Here is a 15,402-nt window from a genome sequence, read left to right as displayed (position 1 = left end):
CGCGGTGCGCACGGGGAAAGAATCCTGCGACCGGGATCGGTGCGGATATGACAAGACCCCCGTGGGAACCACGGGGGTCTTGATCATGGAGAGCCGATCAGGCCTGCTTGGAAGCAGCCTTCAGCGGCAGCTGCTCGGTGGAACCACCGGCAGCCTTGATCTTGTCTTCGGCGCTGGCCGAGAAGGCGTGAGCCTTCACGGCCACGGCGACGGAGATCTCTCCGGAGCCGAGGACCTTCACCGGGCGGCCCTTGCGAGCAGCCCCCTTGGCGATCAGGTCATCGGCACTGACGGTGCCGCCCTCGGGGAACATCTCGCCAAGCTTGGTCAGGTTGACCGGCGAGTATTCCACGCGGAACGGGTTCTTGAAGCCGCGCAGCTTCGGAAGGCGCATGTACAGCGGAAGCTGACCACCCTCGAAGCCGGCGCGGACCTGGTAACGGGCCTTCGTGCCCTTGGTACCACGGCCTGCGGTCTTGCCCTTGGAGGCTTCACCACGTCCCACACGGGTGCGGGACTTCTTGGAGCCGCGTGCTGGACGCAGATCGTGGACCTTGAGGACGTTGGAATCTGCAGCGGTGTTCTCTGGCATCCTTAGTTCGCCTCCTCAGCCTTCACTAGATGCTTCACACTGTTGAGCATGCCCACGGTCACGGCGTCGGCGTCACGGACCACGGTGTGGCCGATCCGCTTCAGTCCAAGCGAGCGAACAGTCTCGCGGTGCTTGGGGTTGGCGCCGATCAGGGACTTCACCTGAGTGACGGTGAGCTTGTGCTCGCCGACCTTCAGGTTGCGCGCGGTGTTGTAGTTGACGGTACTGCGCAAAGTCATGCACCTGCCTTCTGTGCACGGGCTTCGCGGTCAGCCGCCATGGTGCGCAGCATCCGGGCCGGTGCGATCTCGTCGAGAGCCTTGCCGCGGCGTGCTGCCACTGCTTCGGGCTCTTCGAGCTGCTTGAGGGCGTCGATGGTGCCGTGAACGATGTTGATGGCGTTCACCGAGCCCATGGACTTGGTCAGCACGTCGTGGATGCCTGCGCATTCCAGGACTGCGCGGACCGGACCGCCGGCGATCACACCGGTACCCGGTGCGGCGGGACGAAGCAGGACGACGCCTGCTGCATCCTCACCCTTGACCAGGTGCGGAATGGTGGAACCGACGCGCGGGACGCGGAAGAAGCTCTTCTTGGCCTCTTCCACACCCTTGGCGATGGCTGCCGGAACTTCCTTGGCCTTGCCGTAGCCGACGCCGACCATGCCGTCGCCGTCACCGACGATGACGAGGGCGGTGAAGCTGAAGCGACGACCACCCTTGACGACCTTGGAGACGCGGTTGATGGTCACGACGCGCTCGAGGAACTTGTCCTTCTCCTCTTCGCGTCCGCCACGACCACCACGACCGCCGCGGCCGCCGCTTTCGCTGCGACCACCACGACCGCCACGGTTGTCACCGCGGCCGCCGCGGTCACCGCGAGCAGCATTGCTGTTCTCGCCGGCGGCCTGAGTCTGCGGTGCAGTCTCGGGAGCGGCGGTTTCCTTGGCCTCAGTCACAGACGAGTCCTTCTCAGGGTTGTTTGCGTTCTCACTCACAGCTTCAGACCACCTTCCCGGGCGCCGTCGGCGACAGCGGCCACGCGACCGTGGTACTTGTTGCCGCCGCGGTCGAAGACCACAGCGTCGATGCCGGCTGCCTTGGCGCGCTCGGCGACCATTTCGCCGACCTTCTTCGCCTTGGCGGTCTTGTCGCCGTCGAAGCTGCGCAGGTCTGCCTCCATAGTGGTGGCGGAGACCAGGGTCGTTCCCTCGAGGTCGTTGACGACCTGAGCGACCATGTGGCGAGCGGAACGGTTGACCACCAGGCGCGGACGCTCAGCGGATCCGTTGAGCTTCTTGCGCAGGCGGAGGTGGCGGCGGCCGCGGGCAGCGGATTTGGATTTGCCCTTGATACCAATAGCCATGGTTTACTTACCTGCCTTTCCGGCCTTGCGGCGAACCTGCTCGCCCTCGTAACGCACGCCCTTGCCCTTATACGGGTCGGGACGGCGCAGTTTACGGATGTTGGCGGCGACCTCGCCGACCTGCTGCTTGTCGATACCGCTGACAGACAGCTTGGTGGCGGTCTCCACCTGGAAGGTGATGCCCTGAGGGGCCTTCACCGGAACCGGGTGGGAGTAGCCGAGTGCGAACTCCAGATCGGAGCCCTTGGCCAGCACGCGGTAACCGGTGCCGACGATCTCGAGCTTCTTGGAGTAGCCCTCGGTGACACCGATGATCATGTTCTGGACCAGGGTGCGGCTGAGGCCGTGGAGTGAACGCGATTCGCGCTCATCGTTGGGACGGGACACCGTGAGGGTGCCGTCCTCTTCTGAGACGGTGATGCCTTCGGCCAGAGTGCGGGAAAGTTCGCCCTTGGGCCCCTTGACAGAGACCTCGCGACCTTCCAGCTTGACCTCGACGCCGGCAGGGATGGTGATCGGAAGACGACCGATGCGTGACATAGTGCTTCGACTCCTTCCGGTTACCAGACGTAGGCGAGGACTTCCCCACCTACACCCTTCTTGGCTGCCTGCCGGTCAGTGAGGAGACCGGAGGACGTGGACAGGATCGCGATGCCGAGGCCGCCCAGAACGTGCGGGAGGTTGGTGGACTTCGCGTAGACCCGGAGACCGGGCTTGGAGATGCGGCGCAGGCCGGCGATCGAACGCTCACGGTTCGGGCCGAACTTGAGGTCGATGGCCAGGGTCTTTCCGACCTCGGCCTCTTCCTCGCGCCATTCAGAGATGTAGCCTTCCGCCTTCAGGATGTCAGCCAAGCGAACCTTCAGCTTGGAGCTGGGCATCGAGACCTGATCGTGGAAAGCCGAGTTGGCATTGCGCAGACGTGTCAGCATGTCTGCGACTGGGTCAGTCATTGTCATGAGGGGCTTCTGCCCTTCCTCGCCGTGGTTTCAGATCTCCGAAGGAACTCGATCCCCCGAGGTGAGTCGGAGGGTTCGGAACCTCTGGTGAAAGGACCTGCGGCGTAGATACTGTTATTCGGTCTTGAAGGGGAAGCCCAGCGCCTTGAGCAGCGCGCGGCCTTCCTCATCAGTCTTCGCGGTGGTCACCACAGTGATGTCCATGCCGCGAGGGCGATCGATCTTGTCCTGATCGATCTCGTGGAACACCGACTGTTCGGTCAGACCGAAGGTGTAGTTGCCGTTGCCGTCGAACTGCTTGCCGCTGAGTCCGCGGAAATCGCGGATACGGGGCAGTGCGAGGGTCACCAGGCGGTCCACAAACTCCCACATGCGGTCGCCACGCAGCGTGGTGTGCGTGCCGATCGGCTGTCCTTCGCGCAGCTTGAACTGGGCGATGGACTTCCGAGCGCGAGTCACCTTGGGCTTCTGACCGGTGATCTTGGTCAGGTCCTCGATGGCGCCCTGGATGAGCTTGGAGTCGCGAGCTGCCTCGCCGACGCCCATGTTGACCACGACCTTGACCAGGCCGGGGATCTCCATGACGTTGGAGTATCCAAACTCTTCCTGCAGCGTGGAGCGGATCTCCGCGCGGTACTTGCCCTTGAGCCGGGGCGTGGTCTGCTCAGTCTGGCTCTGAACCTCAGTCATCACAGGTCCTTTCCGGAAGCTTTGGCGAAGCGGATGCGCACGGTCTTGCTGACGCCATCACGCTCCACGGTCTCCTGCCGGTAGCCGACGCGAGTGGGCTTGCCCGTCTCGGGGTCGACCACAGCGACGTTGGAGATGTGGATCGCAGCCTCAGACTCCACGATGCCGCCCTCGGTGCTGCCGAACTGGCCGGCACGGAGGTGGCGCTTCATGCGGTTCACGCCTTCGACGATGACGCGTTCCTTGGCTGGAAGGACCTGAAGGACTTTGCCCTGCTTGCCCTTGTCTTTGCCGGTGAGGATCTGGACGAGGTCGTCCTTCTTGATCTTGGCCATGAGTCAGAGCACCTCCGGGGCGAGCGAGACGATCTTCATGAACTTCTTGTCGCGCAGCTCGCGACCGACGGGACCGAAGATACGGGTTCCGCGCGGTTCTGGAGTCTCACCCTTGAGGATCACAGCAGCGTTCTCATCGAAGCTGATGTATGACCCGTCGTTGCGACGGATCTTCTTCTTGGTGCGCACGACAACAGCCTTGATGACGTCGCCCTTCTTGACGTTTCCGCCCGGAATTGCGTCCTTGACGGTGGCGACGAATGTGTCGCCGATACCTGCATAGCGGCGTCCGGATCCACCGAGGACACGGATGACAAGGACTTCCTTGGCACCGGTGTTATCGGCGATCTTGAGCCGCGATTCCTGTTGAATCACTTGTTTTCTCCTGTCGTCTCACTGGTTCTCGCACTGGTGTCGAGCCTTGTGGAACTTCTAGCCTGCGTCGGGCACCTGTGTGCGGCGATCACGCCGCCCGGTGGTCCGACTTACCTGACAAGTCCCCTGGCCGCTTACCCACACACTCTCCATCCCTTGGCGGGACGGGCAGTTGAATGCATGGCCGAGGCGGCGTTTCCCGGGGCCCCTGGAGGCCCTTTCGGGGACGTGCGCTGTCCTTTGAGGTGGATAGCCTCATCTATAAGGGCGCACAGCCTCAATATCCTACACGAGATACACCGAAGGCCCAACTTCCACACCCGGAGGTGTGATAGTCGGGCCTTCGGAGGCACGCAGGATGATCGGTGCCTCGGGATCAGGAGCAGCAGCTGCCACCCCGATCCCGAAGCACCAGGATCACTCTGCCTTTTCGACGATCTCGGCCAGCCGCCAGCGCTTGGCTGCCGACAGCGGACGGGTCTCGGCGATCACCACGGTGTCGCCCACACCTGCCTGCTCGTTCTCATCGTGTGCCATGAATTTGGTGTGCCGCTTCATGATCTTGCCGTACAGCCCGTGCTTACGACGGTCCTCGACCTCGACGACGATGGTTTTATTCATCTTGTCGGAGACGACGACGCCGCGCAGGGTCTTACGGTCGTTGCGGGTCTCTGCAGTTGCTTCACTCATGCTCAGTCCTCAGTCTTCTTCTCGTTCTGCTCATCAGCCGAATCCGAGGAGTCCGCGGCGGCATCGACATTCTCACGAATGCCCAGCTCACGCTCACGCACCACGGTGTAGATCCGGGCGATGTCGCGCTTGATGTCCTTGAGCCGGCTGGAGCTCTCCAGCTGGCCGGTCGCGGACTGGAAGCGGAGGTTGAACAGCTCTTCCTTGGAAGAGCGCAGCGCCTCTGACAGGCCTGCTGAGTCCATCTCTGCGAGCTTCTCAACGGTCAGCTCTTTGGTTCCAACTGCCATTGTCACTCACCACTCTCTCGGCTGATCACGCGTGCCCTCATGGGCAGCTTGTGGATTGCCAGGCGGAGCGCCTCTTTGGCGACTTCCTCCGTGACACCGGACAGCTCGAACATGATGCGTCCGGGCTTGACGTTGGCGATCCACCACTCCGGCGAACCCTTACCGGAGCCCATGCGGACCTCGGCAGGCTTCTTCGTCAGCGGCTGGTCCGGGTAGATGTTGATCCAGACCTTGCCGCCACGCTTGATGTGGCGGGTCATGGCGATACGCGCAGATTCGATCTGGCGGTTCGTCACGTAGGCAGGATCAAGGGCCTGGATGCCGTACTCGCCGAAGGCGAGCTCGGTTCCACCCTTGGCCCGCCCGCGGCGCTTGGGCCGGTGCGGCTTGCGGTACTTGACTCGGCGGGGCATCAACATCAGTTCTGCCCTCCTTCAGCACCAGATCCGGCTTCGGCGGGTGCCTGGGCACCAGCTTCGCGTCCGCGGCCTGGGCCACGACGACGACGCTCTTCGCCTCCACCACGGGGTCCACCACGACCACCACGGGCTCCACCGCGACCGGAAGGCTGTGCAGCCTGCTGCGCGGCGAGTTCCTTGGCGGTGAGATCGCCCTTGTAGACCCAGACCTTCACGCCGATGCGGCCGAAGGTGGTCTTGGCCTCGTGCTTGCCGAAGTCGATGTTCGCGCGCAGGGTGTGCAGCGGAACGCGACCTTCGCGGTAGAACTCGGAGCGGGACATCTCTGCTCCGCCGAGGCGCCCGGCGCACTGGATACGAATACCCTTTGCACCTGAACGCATGGCCGAGGTGATGGCCTTCTTCATCGCGCGGCGGAACGCCACGCGAGCGGCGAGCTGCTCGGCAACACCCTGGGCGACCAGCTGAGCATCGGTCTCGGGGCTCTTGACCTCGAGGATGTTCAGCTGGATCTGCTTGGCGGTGAGCTTCTCCAGCTCGCTGCGGATCCGGTCCGCCTCGGCGCCGCGGCGACCGATGACGATGCCTGGCCGCGCAGTGTGGATATCCACACGGACGCGGTCGCGGGTGCGCTCGATCTCAACCTTCGAGATGCCGGCGCGCTCCACGGACTTGGCCAGGAGTTCACGAATCTGGACATCCTCTTTCACGAAGTCCTTGTAACGCTGCCCGGCCTTGGTCGAGTCGGCGTACCAGTGCGAAACGTGGTCAGTGGTGATGCCCAGACGGAAACCATTGGGGTTGATCTTCTGTCCCACTACTGATCCCCACCTTTCTCTTCGGCGCCGACCACGATGGTGACGTGGCTGGTGCGCTTGTTGATGCGGAACGCCCGGCCTTGAGCCCTGGGACGGAACCGCTTCATGGTCGGACCTTCGTCGACGCGTGCCTCGGTGATGAAGAAGGCGTCCTCGTTAAAGGCGACTCCTTCCTTGTCTGCGTGCTGGCGAGCATTCGCCAGCGCAGAAGCGACCACCTTGGCCACCGGCTCTGTAGCGCCCTGAGGGGCGAACTTCAGAATTGCCAGTGCTTCGTTGGCCTGCTTGCCGCGGACAAGGTCGACGACGCGCCGGGCCTTCATAGGCGTCACACGCAGGTAGCGCGCAATTGCCTTGGCTTCCATTGCTTTCCTTCTCTCGTCTTGTGACACGAAGTACAAGCTCGCAGATCGTTCCTCACAGGGAGGAAGCGATCAGCGGCGCTTGCCCTTCTTGTCGTCCTTCACATGGCCGCGGAATGTACGCGTCGGAGCGAACTCGCCGAGCTTGTGCCCGACCATCGACTCAGTGATGAACACGGGGATGTGCTTGCGTCCGTCGTGCACGGCCAGCGTGTGGCCGAGCATGTCGGGGATGATCATGGAACGGCGGGACCATGTCTTGATGACATTCTTGGTGCCCTTTTCGTTCTCAGCGACGACCTTGAGGTACAGGTGCTGATCTACGAAGGGGCCCTTCTTCAAGCTGCGTGGCATGTCTCCAGGCTCCTATCGCTTGTTCTTGGTACGACGGCGACGCACGATGAGCTTGTCGCTTTCCTTGTTCGGACGGCGGGTGCGCCCTTCCGGCTTGCCATTCGGGTTGACCGGATGACGACCGCCGGAGGTCTTGCCCTCGCCACCACCGTGCGGGTGGTCGACCGGGTTCATCACAACACCGCGGACGGTCGGACGAACGCCCTTCCAGCGCATGCGTCCAGCCTTGCCCCAGTTGATGTTGGACTGCTCGGCGTTGCCCACCTGACCGATGGTCGCGCGGCAGCGAACATCGACGTTGCGGACCTCGCCGGAGGGCAGACGCAGCTGGGCGAACTTGCCCTCGCGGGCCACCAGCTGGATGCCTGCACCTGCGGAACGGCCAAGCTTGGCGCCGCCTGCTGGCCGCAGCTCCACTGCGTGCACCACGGTGCCGAGTGGGATGTTGCGCAGCGGCAGGTTGTTGCCTGGCTTGATGTCAGCGTTGGGGCCGGACTCCACGGCAGCACCCTGCTCCAGCTTGGCCGGGGCCAAGATGTAGCGCTTAGTGCCATCGATGAAGTGCAGCAGCGCGATACGGGCGGTGCGGTTCGGGTCGTACTCGATGTGAGCGACCTTCGCCGGCACACCGTCCTTGTCTGCACGACGGAAATCGATCACACGGTACTGGCGCTTGTGGCCACCACCCTTGTGACGTGTGGTGATCTTGCCCGAGCTGTTTCGGCCGCCGGTTTTGGACAGCGGACGCAGCAGGGACTTCTCCGGGGTGTCCCGGGTGATCTCTGCAAAGTCGGCCACAGACGAGCCGCGTTGGCCCGGTGTGTTCGGCTTGAGGTTACGGATAGCCATATTCTTCTTCCTCGATCAAGTGGTTCCGATCAGCCGATCAGGCTGCGGATCCTCCGAAGATGTCAATGTTGTGTCCCTCTTTGAGGGTGATGATCGCACGCTTGGTTCCGGTGCGTGAGCCCCATCCGAACTTGGTGCGCTTGCGCTTGCCAGCTCGGTTGATGGTGTTGACCGAGTCGACGCGCACGGAGAAGATCTTCTCCACCGCGTACTTGATCTCGGACTTCGTGGCCCGGGGGTCCACCAGGAAGGTGAACTTGCCCTCATCGATCAGGCTGTAGGACTTCTCCGACACGACGGGTGCGATGACGACGTCGCGCGGGTCCTTGCTTGTCAGGACGCTCACTTGGTCTCCTCCTTCGCAGTTCCCTGTGCCAGGAAGGCGTCATAGCCGGCCTGCGTGAACACGATGTCATCAGAGACGATGACGTCGTAGGTGTTCAGCTGATCGGCATACAGGGTGTGGACGTGCGGCAGGTTGCGGGTCGAGAGCGCGGCGATGTCATCGCTGCGGTCGAGCACGACCAGCCAGTTGCGGTTGGCTCCACCGAGACCTGCCAGCGCAGCCTTGGCCGCCTTCGTCGAGGCCTGGTCGGTGACCAGGGCATCCACGACGATGATGCGGTCGTTGCGAGCCCGGTCCGAGAGGGCACCGCGCAGGGCGGCGGCCTTCATCTTCTTGGGCGTGCGCTGGGAGTAGTCGCGGGGCTGCGGTCCGTGGACCACGCCGCCGCCGACCATGTGAGGTCCGCGCAGCGAGCCCTGACGAGCACGACCGGTGCCCTTCTGGCGGAACGGCTTGGCGCCGGTGCCGGAGACCTCTGCACGAGTCTTGGTCTTGTGGGTGCCCTGGCGAGCCGCAGCCCGCTGAGCGACGACCACCTGGTGGATCAGCGCGACATTGGTCTTGGCGTCGAATACTTCGGCGGGGAAGTCGACAGAAACCTTGTTGGCCATGTGGATCATGCTCCCTTCACTGCAGTGCGGACCAGGACGACCTGGCCGCGAGCACCCGGAAGGGCACCCTTGATGAGCAGCAGGTTCTTCTCGGGGTCCACTGCGTGGACGGTCAGGTTATGGGTGGTCTGACGGACGCCGCCCATCCGACCTGCCATGCGCAGACCCTTGAAGACGCGGCCCGGAGTGGATGCGCCGCCGATGGAGCCTGGCTTGCGGTGGTTCTTGTGCGAACCGTGCGAGGCGCCCACACCGGCGAAGCCGTGACGCTTCATGACGCCGGCGAAGCCTTTGCCCTTGGTCTTGCCGATGACATCGACCTTCTGGCCGGTCTCGAAAGACTCGACGGTGAGGTCCTGTCCGAGCTCGTAAGAGCCGGAGTCACCGGTGCGGATCTCCACGACGTGGCGGCGTGGGGTCACGCCGGCCTTCTCAAAGTGGCCTGCCAGGGGCTTGGTCACCTTGCGGGGATCGATGCGTCCGAAACCGATCTGGACGGAGTTGTAGCCGTCGCTGTCGGTGGTGCGGATCTGGGTCACGACGTTGGAGTCGGCCTGGACAACAGTGACTGGGATGAGAACGTTGTTCTCGTCCCAGACCTGGGTCATGCCGAGCTTCGTGCCCAGCAGTCCCTTGACGTTCAGTTCAACGCGGGAAATATTGGTCATAGTGTTCTCAGCACCTCCCTGCTAGAGCTTGATCTCGATATTGACGTCTGCAGGCAGGTCGAGTCGCATCAGGGAGTCGACGGCCTTGGGCGTCGGGTCCACGATGTCGATCAAGCGCTTGTGAGTGCGCATCTCGAAGTGCTCGCGAGAGTCTTTGTACTTGTGGGGAGAACGGATCACGGCGTACACGTTCTTCTCGGTGGGCAGCGGCACTGGGCCGACAACCGTTGCACCAGCACGTGTGACCGTGTCGACGATCTTCCGGGCCGAGGTGTCGATGACTTCGTGGTCATACGACTTCAGCCGGATGCGGATTTTCTGTCCCGCCATGCGTTGAGCCTCTTTCTGGTGTTCTGACATTCGTCTTACGTCGCAGCCCAAGACTGTGACGGAGCCATGGGGGCTCCCAGAGAGGCATTCAGCGCTGGTTCCCTCGCGGGGCAGGCGGTGCTGACCTTCTGCAGTTATGGGCTGCGCATGTTCACCGGCATCTGCTCGGTCTCCCGAGGCTGATGATGCGTGGAGAAGATGCACGACCCGAGCAGTCCGAATCCGTCCGGGCGAGATCTGCGTGAAGCAGGTCTCGACGGGTTCCTCGAGCTGACGGGCATCCGACCCCCGCGGTCGGGCGTGTCGCTTATTATGACCAGGAATCCTGCGCACAGCAGAACTCTTCGCGGGTGTCGATATTGAAGTATTGGTATTCGCTCCACACGGTGGACCCGAGGGCACACCGGGGCATGGCGCCCGTGAGCAACCTGTCTATTCTCACATAGATCTATACCCATGACAAACACGAGACCCCGGTGGCCGAAGCCACCGGGGTCTCGCGTTCATCGAGCCGCTCAGGTCTGAGTCTGATCAGTTATGGATCTCAGCTCAGATCCGAGCGCCCATCATGATCCTGGTGCTTACTTCAGGATCTTGACGACTCGACCTGAACCAACGGTGCGTCCACCCTCGCGGATGGCGAAGCCGAGGCCCTCTTCCATGGCGATCTCCTGGATGAGCTCAACGGTCATCTCAGTGTTGTCACCGGGCATGACCATCTCGGTGCCCTCGGGCAGCGAGATGACGCCGGTGACGTCGGTGGTCCGGAAGTAGAACTGCGGACGGTAGTTGGTGTAGAAGGGGTTGTGGCGACCGCCCTCATCCTTGGAGAGGATGTAGACGTTGGCCTCAAACTGCGTGTGCGGGGTGATGGAGTTGGGAGCAGCCACAACCTGGCCGCGCTCAACGTCATCGCGCTTCAGACCGCGAAGCAGCAGGCCACAGTTCTCGCCGGCCCATGCCTCGTCGAGCTGCTTGTGGAACATCTCGATTCCGGTGACGGTGGTCTTCTGCTTCGGACGGATTCCGAGGATCTCGATCTCGGAGTTGATCTTCAGCGTGCCGCGCTCGGCGCGACCGGTGACCACGGTGCCGCGACCGGTGATCGTGAAGACGTCCTCGATGGGCATCAGGAACGGCTTGTCCTTGTCGCGCTCCGGCTCGGGGATGAAGGTATCCACGGCTTCCATGAGCTCTTCGACGGTCTTGACCCACTCGGCGTCGCCCTCGAGAGCCTTCAGGCCTGAGGTGCGCACGACCGGTGCGTTGTCGCCGTCGTAGCCCTGGGAGTCCAGCAGCTCGCGGACCTCCATCTCGACGAGGTCCAGGAGCTCTTCGTCCTCGACCATGTCGGACTTGTTCAGCGCGACCAGCAGGGAGGGCACGCCCACCTGGCGGGCGAGCAGAACGTGCTCGCGGGTCTGTGCCATCGGGCCGTCAGTGGCGGCGACGACCAGGATCGCACCGTCCATCTGTGCAGCACCGGTGATCATGTTCTTCACGTAGTCAGCGTGACCGGGGGCGTCCACGTGTGCATAGTGGCGCTTGTCGGTCTGGTACTCCACGTGGGAGACGTTGATCGTGATGCCGCGCTCGCGCTCCTCGGGAGCGTTGTCGATCGAGGCGAAGTCGCGGCCCTGGTTCAGGTCCGGGAACTTATCTGCCAGGACCTTAGAGATCGCGGCGGTCAGGGTGGTCTTGCCATGGTCGACGTGACCGATGGTGCCGATGTTAAGGTGCGGCTTGTTACGCTCGAACTTTGCCTTGGCCACAGGTTCCTCCTATAGAACTTGTTCAGGTAAGAAGACTTACTCCAGCCGCACTGTCAACGAGGCTGAAACTCATGCAAGTCTACTAATCGCTAGGTATTTGGTGAAATTTCCCGAATGGTGGTGCGTGAGGAGCGGTGGAGATCATTCGGAGATCTCGCTCCCTCGAAGCATTGCCGTGCCGCCCGGCTCGATCCCGGACCGCTGAGTGGACTCAGCGGTCCGGGGAACCGAGTTGGGATCAGGCGCCGCGGTTCTTCTCGATGATCTCTTCGGCCACGGCCTTCGGAACCTCTGCATAAGAGTTGAAGGACATGGTGAAGACTGCGCGGCCCTGAGTGCGCGAGCGCAGCTCACCGATGTAGCCGAACATCTCGGACAGCGGCACGAGTGCCTTGATGACCTTCACGCCTGCTGCGTCATCCATCGACTGAATCTGACCGCGGCGGGAGTTCAGGTCACCGATGACCTCGCCCATGTACTCCTCGGGAGTACGGACTTCGACCGACATCATCGGCTCGAGCAGCACCGGGTTGGCCCGACGTGCGCCTTCCTTGAAGACCTGGGAGCCGGCGAGCTTGAACGCCATCTCCGAGGAGTCGACGTCGTGGTAGGCGCCGTCGGTCAGCTCTGCACGGACGCCGACCATCGGGTAGCCGGCGAGGACGCCGAGACCCATGGCGTCCTGGATGCCTGCGTCCACCGAGGGGATGTACTCGCGGGGGATGCGTCCACCGGTCACCAGGTTGGCGAATTCGTACATCTCGCCTTCCGAGGTGTCCAGGGGCTCGAAGTTCATGAGCACCTTGGCGAACTGGCCGGAACCACCGGTCTGCTTCTTGTGGGTGTAGTCGACCTTCTCCACGCGCTTCTTGATCGTCTCGCGGTAGGCCACCTGGGGCTTGCCCACGTTGGCCTCCACGTTGAACTCGCGGCGCATGCGGTCCACCAGGATGTCCAGGTGGAGCTCGCCCATTCCGCCGATCTCGGTCTGGCCGGTCTCGTCGTTCTGGGTGACGGTGAAGGTCGGGTCCTCGGCGGCAAGCTTCTGAATGGCCGTGGAGAGCTTCTCCTGGTCACTCTTAGACTTGGGCTCGATGGCCACGGAGATCACCGGCTCCGGGAAGGTCATCGACTCGAGCACGATCTGGTCGTTCGGATCGCACAGGGTGTCACCGGTGGTGGTGTCCTTGAGTCCGATGACGGCGTAGATGTGGCCGGCCTGGATCTCGTCGACCGGCATCTCCTTGTTGGCGTGCATCTGGAAGAGCTTGCCGATGCGCTCCTTCTTGCCCTTCGTGGAGTTCACGATCTGCGCGCCGGCGTTGAGCTTGCCGGAGTAGACGCGGATGAAGGTGAGCTGCCCGAAGAACGGGTGGGAAGCGATCTTGAACGCCAGGGCGGAGAACGGCTCGTCCTTGCTCGGGCGGCGGGTCAGGATCACGTCCTCATGGTTGGGCTTGTGGCCCTCCATGGCCTCGACGTCTGCCGGGGTGGGCAGGTAGTCGATGACGGCGTCGAGCATCGGCTGGACGCCGCGGTTCTTGAATGCGGACCCGCAGAAGACCGGGTAGGCGGCGGAAGCCACGGTGAGCTTGCGGACGCCTTCCTTGAGCTCGGCGTTGGAGATCTCTTCGCCTTCGAGGTACTTGTTCATCAGCACGTCGTCAGCTTCGGCAACCTGCTCGATGAGCGTGTTGCGGTACTCCTCGGCCTGCTCCTTCATGTCCTCCGGGATGTCCTGGGTCTCGTACTGAGCACCCATGGTCACATCGCCCTTGGAGTCACCGGGCCACACCAGGGCCTTCATCTGGACCAGGTCGACGACACCGACGAATTCGCTCTCCGAGCCGATCGGCAGCTGCATCACCAGCGGTGTTGCACCGAGCCGGGACTTGATGGTGTCCACGGTGTAGTAGAAGTCAGCGCCGAGCTTGTCCATCTTGTTGACGAAGCAGATGCGCGGAACGTTGTACTTGTCGGCCTGGCGCCAGACAGTCTCAGACTGCGGCTCCACGCCTTCCTTGCCGTCGAACACGGCGACGGCGCCATCGAGGACGCGGAGCGCGCGCTCCACCTCGACGGTGAAGTCGACGTGACCGGGGGTGTCGATGATGTTGATCTGGTTATCGCCCCAGAAGCAGGTCACCGCGGCGGAGGTGATGGTGATGCCGCGCTCTTTTTCCTGCTCCATCCAGTCCGTCGTGGACGCACCGTCGTGGGTTTCACCGATCTTGTGGTTCATGCCGGTGTAGAACAGGATGCGTTCGGTTGCGGTGGTCTTACCGGCATCGATGTGAGCCATGATGCCGATGTTGCGGACCTTCTTGAGGTCAGTGAGCACGTCTTGTGCCACGGTGATTCCCCTTTTCTATTACCAGCGGTAGTGGGCGAAGGCCTTGTTGGACTCTGCCATCTTGTGAGTGTCCTCGCGGCGCTTCACAGCGGCACCGAGGCCGTTGGAGGCGTCGAGGATCTCGTTCATCAGGCGATCCGTCATGCTCTTCTCGCGGCGATCCTTGGAGTAGCCGACCAGCCAGCGCAGCGCCAGCGCGGTCGAGCGACCGGGCTTGACCTCGACGGGGACCTGGTAGGTCGCGCCGCCGACGCGACGGGAGCGGACCTCAAGGGCCGGGCGGACGTTGTCCATGGCCTTCTTGAGCGTGGTCACCGGGTCATCGCCGGACTTCTTCGCGACGCCGTCGAGCGCGCCGTAGACGATGCGCTCTGCGGTGGACTTCTTGCCGTCGACCAGGACCTTGTTGATCAGCTGTGTGACCAAGGGTGATCCGTGGACCGGATCCTGGACGAGAGGGCGCTTAGGTGCGGGTCCCTTACGTGGCATTACTTCTTCTCCTTCTTGGCCCCGTAGCGGGAGCGAGCCTGACCGCGACCCTTGACACCCTGGGTGTCGAGGGCGCCGCGGACGATCTTGTAACGGACACCGGGAAGGTCCTTCACACGGCCGCCGCGCACGAGCACGATCGAGTGCTCCTGCAGGTTGTGACCCTCGCCCGGGATGTAGGCGGTGACTTCGACGCCGCCGCCGAGGCGAACACGGGCCACCTTGCGCAGAGCGGAGTTCGGCTTCTTCGGGGTCGTGGTGTACACACGGGTGCACACGCCACGACGCATCGGGCTGCCCTGCAGTGCAGGGGTGTTGTTCTTGGTGCGCTTGGGATGACGCCCCTTGCGCACAAGCTGCTGAATAGTAGGCACTATGCGTTCTCCATACGTGTAGTGAGGGAAGCAGAGGTTTGAGGTCTGCCCGCGGTCGAGAGTTCTACACACGGTCCGCGGGCTCTGGTCCCCAGGCGTGCAAAAATGTGGCATGTGTTGCGCACCTTCCCCGCAACCCGGACCGAGTCCCTCTGCCACATCAGAAACAATCAGGTTAACACTACCAGCTGTGCCCGCGATCAGCGAACGGGGTCGACGACGGGCTCCGCTCCCCCGCTGACCAGCCCGGATGCCGACGCCGAGACCTGGGTCGAGTTCGGGGTCGGGGACCAGGCCCGGAGAAGGCCGAGAGATCCGCAGGGCCGAGACGAAGGAGCCGGGGACCAGGAAGGGCCCGGGA

Annotated in this window: 24 protein-coding genes; all 24 read right to left on the bottom strand. The window is 63.0% G+C overall.

All coding sequences use genetic code 11. The annotated features are described in order from the left end of the window. Window positions 1-97: 97 nt before the first annotated feature. The 24 genes from rplO to rpsL all read right to left on the bottom strand — a co-directional run bounded on the left by rplO (window position 98) and on the right by rpsL (window position 15,041). Window positions 98-592, bottom strand: a complete 495-nt coding sequence (rplO, locus tag BCL67_RS02050) for a 50S ribosomal protein L15 (protein WP_106121806.1) — start codon at window positions 590-592, stop codon at window positions 98-100. A 2-nt stretch (window positions 593-594) separates the two neighbouring features. Then, window positions 595-831 carry a 50S ribosomal protein L30 gene (gene rpmD / locus BCL67_RS02045; protein ID WP_106121805.1) on the bottom strand — a complete coding sequence of 79 codons (237 nt, stop codon included), beginning with the start codon at window positions 829-831 and terminating at the stop codon, window positions 595-597. Next, window positions 828-1,589 carry a 30S ribosomal protein S5 gene (gene rpsE, locus BCL67_RS02040; RefSeq protein ID WP_106121804.1) on the bottom strand — a complete coding sequence of 254 codons (762 nt, stop codon included), beginning with the start codon at window positions 1,587-1,589 and terminating at the stop codon, window positions 828-830. The genes rpmD and rpsE overlap by 4 nt, the downstream gene beginning before the upstream one ends. After that, a complete protein-coding gene (rplR, locus tag BCL67_RS02035; protein WP_106121803.1) occupies window positions 1,586-1,957 on the bottom strand; it encodes a 50S ribosomal protein L18 in 372 nt (123 codons plus the stop codon). Before rplR ends, rpsE begins: the two co-directional genes overlap by 4 nt. Window positions 1,958-1,960: 3 nt before the next feature. Next, window positions 1,961-2,497, bottom strand: coding sequence for a 50S ribosomal protein L6 (rplF, locus tag BCL67_RS02030; protein ID WP_106121802.1), 537 nt, complete (start codon window positions 2,495-2,497; stop codon window positions 1,961-1,963). Between the two features lie 20 nt (window positions 2,498-2,517). Continuing rightward, entirely contained in the window at window positions 2,518-2,916 is a 399-nt protein-coding gene (gene rpsH, locus BCL67_RS02025) for a 30S ribosomal protein S8 (protein WP_036473257.1), read from the bottom strand. 114 nt (window positions 2,917-3,030) lie between these two features. After that, window positions 3,031-3,606 carry a 50S ribosomal protein L5 gene (gene rplE / locus BCL67_RS02020; RefSeq protein ID WP_106121801.1) on the bottom strand — a complete coding sequence of 192 codons (576 nt, stop codon included), beginning with the start codon at window positions 3,604-3,606 and terminating at the stop codon, window positions 3,031-3,033. Then, window positions 3,606-3,941, bottom strand: coding sequence for a 50S ribosomal protein L24 (gene rplX, locus BCL67_RS02015; RefSeq protein ID WP_106121800.1), 336 nt, complete (start codon window positions 3,939-3,941; stop codon window positions 3,606-3,608). Before rplX ends, rplE begins: the two co-directional genes overlap by 1 nt. Window positions 3,942-3,944: 3 nt before the next feature. After that, window positions 3,945-4,316 (bottom strand): 50S ribosomal protein L14, encoded by a 372-nt coding sequence (rplN, locus tag BCL67_RS02010; protein ID WP_106121799.1) that lies wholly within the window; start codon window positions 4,314-4,316, stop codon window positions 3,945-3,947. A 417-nt stretch (window positions 4,317-4,733) separates the two neighbouring features. Continuing rightward, entirely contained in the window at window positions 4,734-5,006 is a 273-nt protein-coding gene (gene rpsQ, locus BCL67_RS02005; RefSeq protein ID WP_106121798.1) for a 30S ribosomal protein S17, read from the bottom strand. A 2-nt stretch (window positions 5,007-5,008) separates the two neighbouring features. Beyond that, window positions 5,009-5,296 (bottom strand): 50S ribosomal protein L29, encoded by a 288-nt coding sequence (rpmC, locus tag BCL67_RS02000; RefSeq protein WP_106121797.1) that lies wholly within the window; start codon window positions 5,294-5,296, stop codon window positions 5,009-5,011. Between the two features lie 2 nt (window positions 5,297-5,298). Then, a complete protein-coding gene (gene rplP, locus BCL67_RS01995; protein WP_036473248.1) occupies window positions 5,299-5,715 on the bottom strand; it encodes a 50S ribosomal protein L16 in 417 nt (138 codons plus the stop codon). Continuing rightward, window positions 5,715-6,533, bottom strand: a complete 819-nt coding sequence (rpsC, locus tag BCL67_RS01990; protein ID WP_036473247.1) for a 30S ribosomal protein S3 — start codon at window positions 6,531-6,533, stop codon at window positions 5,715-5,717. Before rpsC ends, rplP begins: the two co-directional genes overlap by 1 nt. Next, entirely contained in the window at window positions 6,533-6,898 is a 366-nt protein-coding gene (gene rplV, locus BCL67_RS01985; protein ID WP_036473246.1) for a 50S ribosomal protein L22, read from the bottom strand. The genes rpsC and rplV overlap by 1 nt, the downstream gene beginning before the upstream one ends. Before the next feature lie 69 nt (window positions 6,899-6,967). After that, window positions 6,968-7,249, bottom strand: a complete 282-nt coding sequence (gene rpsS, locus BCL67_RS01980) for a 30S ribosomal protein S19 (protein WP_036473245.1) — start codon at window positions 7,247-7,249, stop codon at window positions 6,968-6,970. A 12-nt stretch (window positions 7,250-7,261) separates the two neighbouring features. Then, the gene (gene rplB, locus BCL67_RS01975; protein ID WP_036473244.1) at window positions 7,262-8,098 is read right to left on the bottom strand and encodes a 50S ribosomal protein L2; all 837 of its coding nucleotides are present in this window, start codon (window positions 8,096-8,098) and stop codon (window positions 7,262-7,264) included. A 37-nt stretch (window positions 8,099-8,135) separates the two neighbouring features. Continuing rightward, entirely contained in the window at window positions 8,136-8,444 is a 309-nt protein-coding gene (rplW, locus tag BCL67_RS01970; RefSeq protein ID WP_106121796.1) for a 50S ribosomal protein L23, read from the bottom strand. Further along, a complete protein-coding gene (rplD, locus tag BCL67_RS01965; RefSeq protein ID WP_106121922.1) occupies window positions 8,441-9,055 on the bottom strand; it encodes a 50S ribosomal protein L4 in 615 nt (204 codons plus the stop codon). The genes rplW and rplD overlap by 4 nt, the downstream gene beginning before the upstream one ends. A gap of 5 nt (window positions 9,056-9,060) precedes the next feature. Beyond that, window positions 9,061-9,723 carry a 50S ribosomal protein L3 gene (gene rplC / locus BCL67_RS01960; RefSeq protein ID WP_106121795.1) on the bottom strand — a complete coding sequence of 221 codons (663 nt, stop codon included), beginning with the start codon at window positions 9,721-9,723 and terminating at the stop codon, window positions 9,061-9,063. Window positions 9,724-9,744: 21 nt separating this feature from the next. Beyond that, entirely contained in the window at window positions 9,745-10,053 is a 309-nt protein-coding gene (rpsJ, locus tag BCL67_RS01955) for a 30S ribosomal protein S10 (RefSeq protein ID WP_022871716.1), read from the bottom strand. 581 nt (window positions 10,054-10,634) lie between these two features. Then, the gene (gene tuf / locus BCL67_RS01950) at window positions 10,635-11,825 is read right to left on the bottom strand and encodes an elongation factor Tu (RefSeq protein WP_106121794.1); all 1,191 of its coding nucleotides are present in this window, start codon (window positions 11,823-11,825) and stop codon (window positions 10,635-10,637) included. A gap of 238 nt (window positions 11,826-12,063) precedes the next feature. Continuing rightward, window positions 12,064-14,178: an elongation factor G gene (gene fusA, locus BCL67_RS01945; RefSeq protein WP_106121793.1), complete on the bottom strand. Its 2,115-nt coding sequence runs from the start codon at window positions 14,176-14,178 to the stop codon at window positions 12,064-12,066. A gap of 18 nt (window positions 14,179-14,196) precedes the next feature. Then, the gene (rpsG, locus tag BCL67_RS01940) at window positions 14,197-14,667 is read right to left on the bottom strand and encodes a 30S ribosomal protein S7 (protein WP_106121792.1); all 471 of its coding nucleotides are present in this window, start codon (window positions 14,665-14,667) and stop codon (window positions 14,197-14,199) included. Then, a complete protein-coding gene (gene rpsL / locus BCL67_RS01935) occupies window positions 14,667-15,041 on the bottom strand; it encodes a 30S ribosomal protein S12 (protein ID WP_036473238.1) in 375 nt (124 codons plus the stop codon). The genes rpsG and rpsL overlap by 1 nt, the downstream gene beginning before the upstream one ends. Between the last annotated feature and the right edge of the window lie 361 nt (window positions 15,042-15,402).

This window comes from Nesterenkonia sandarakina (assembly GCF_003003175.1).
In the GTDB taxonomy this organism is placed as follows: Bacteria; Actinomycetota; Actinomycetes; order Actinomycetales; family Micrococcaceae; genus Nesterenkonia; species Nesterenkonia sandarakina_A.
This window is presented reverse-complemented; position numbering and strand designations above follow the sequence as displayed.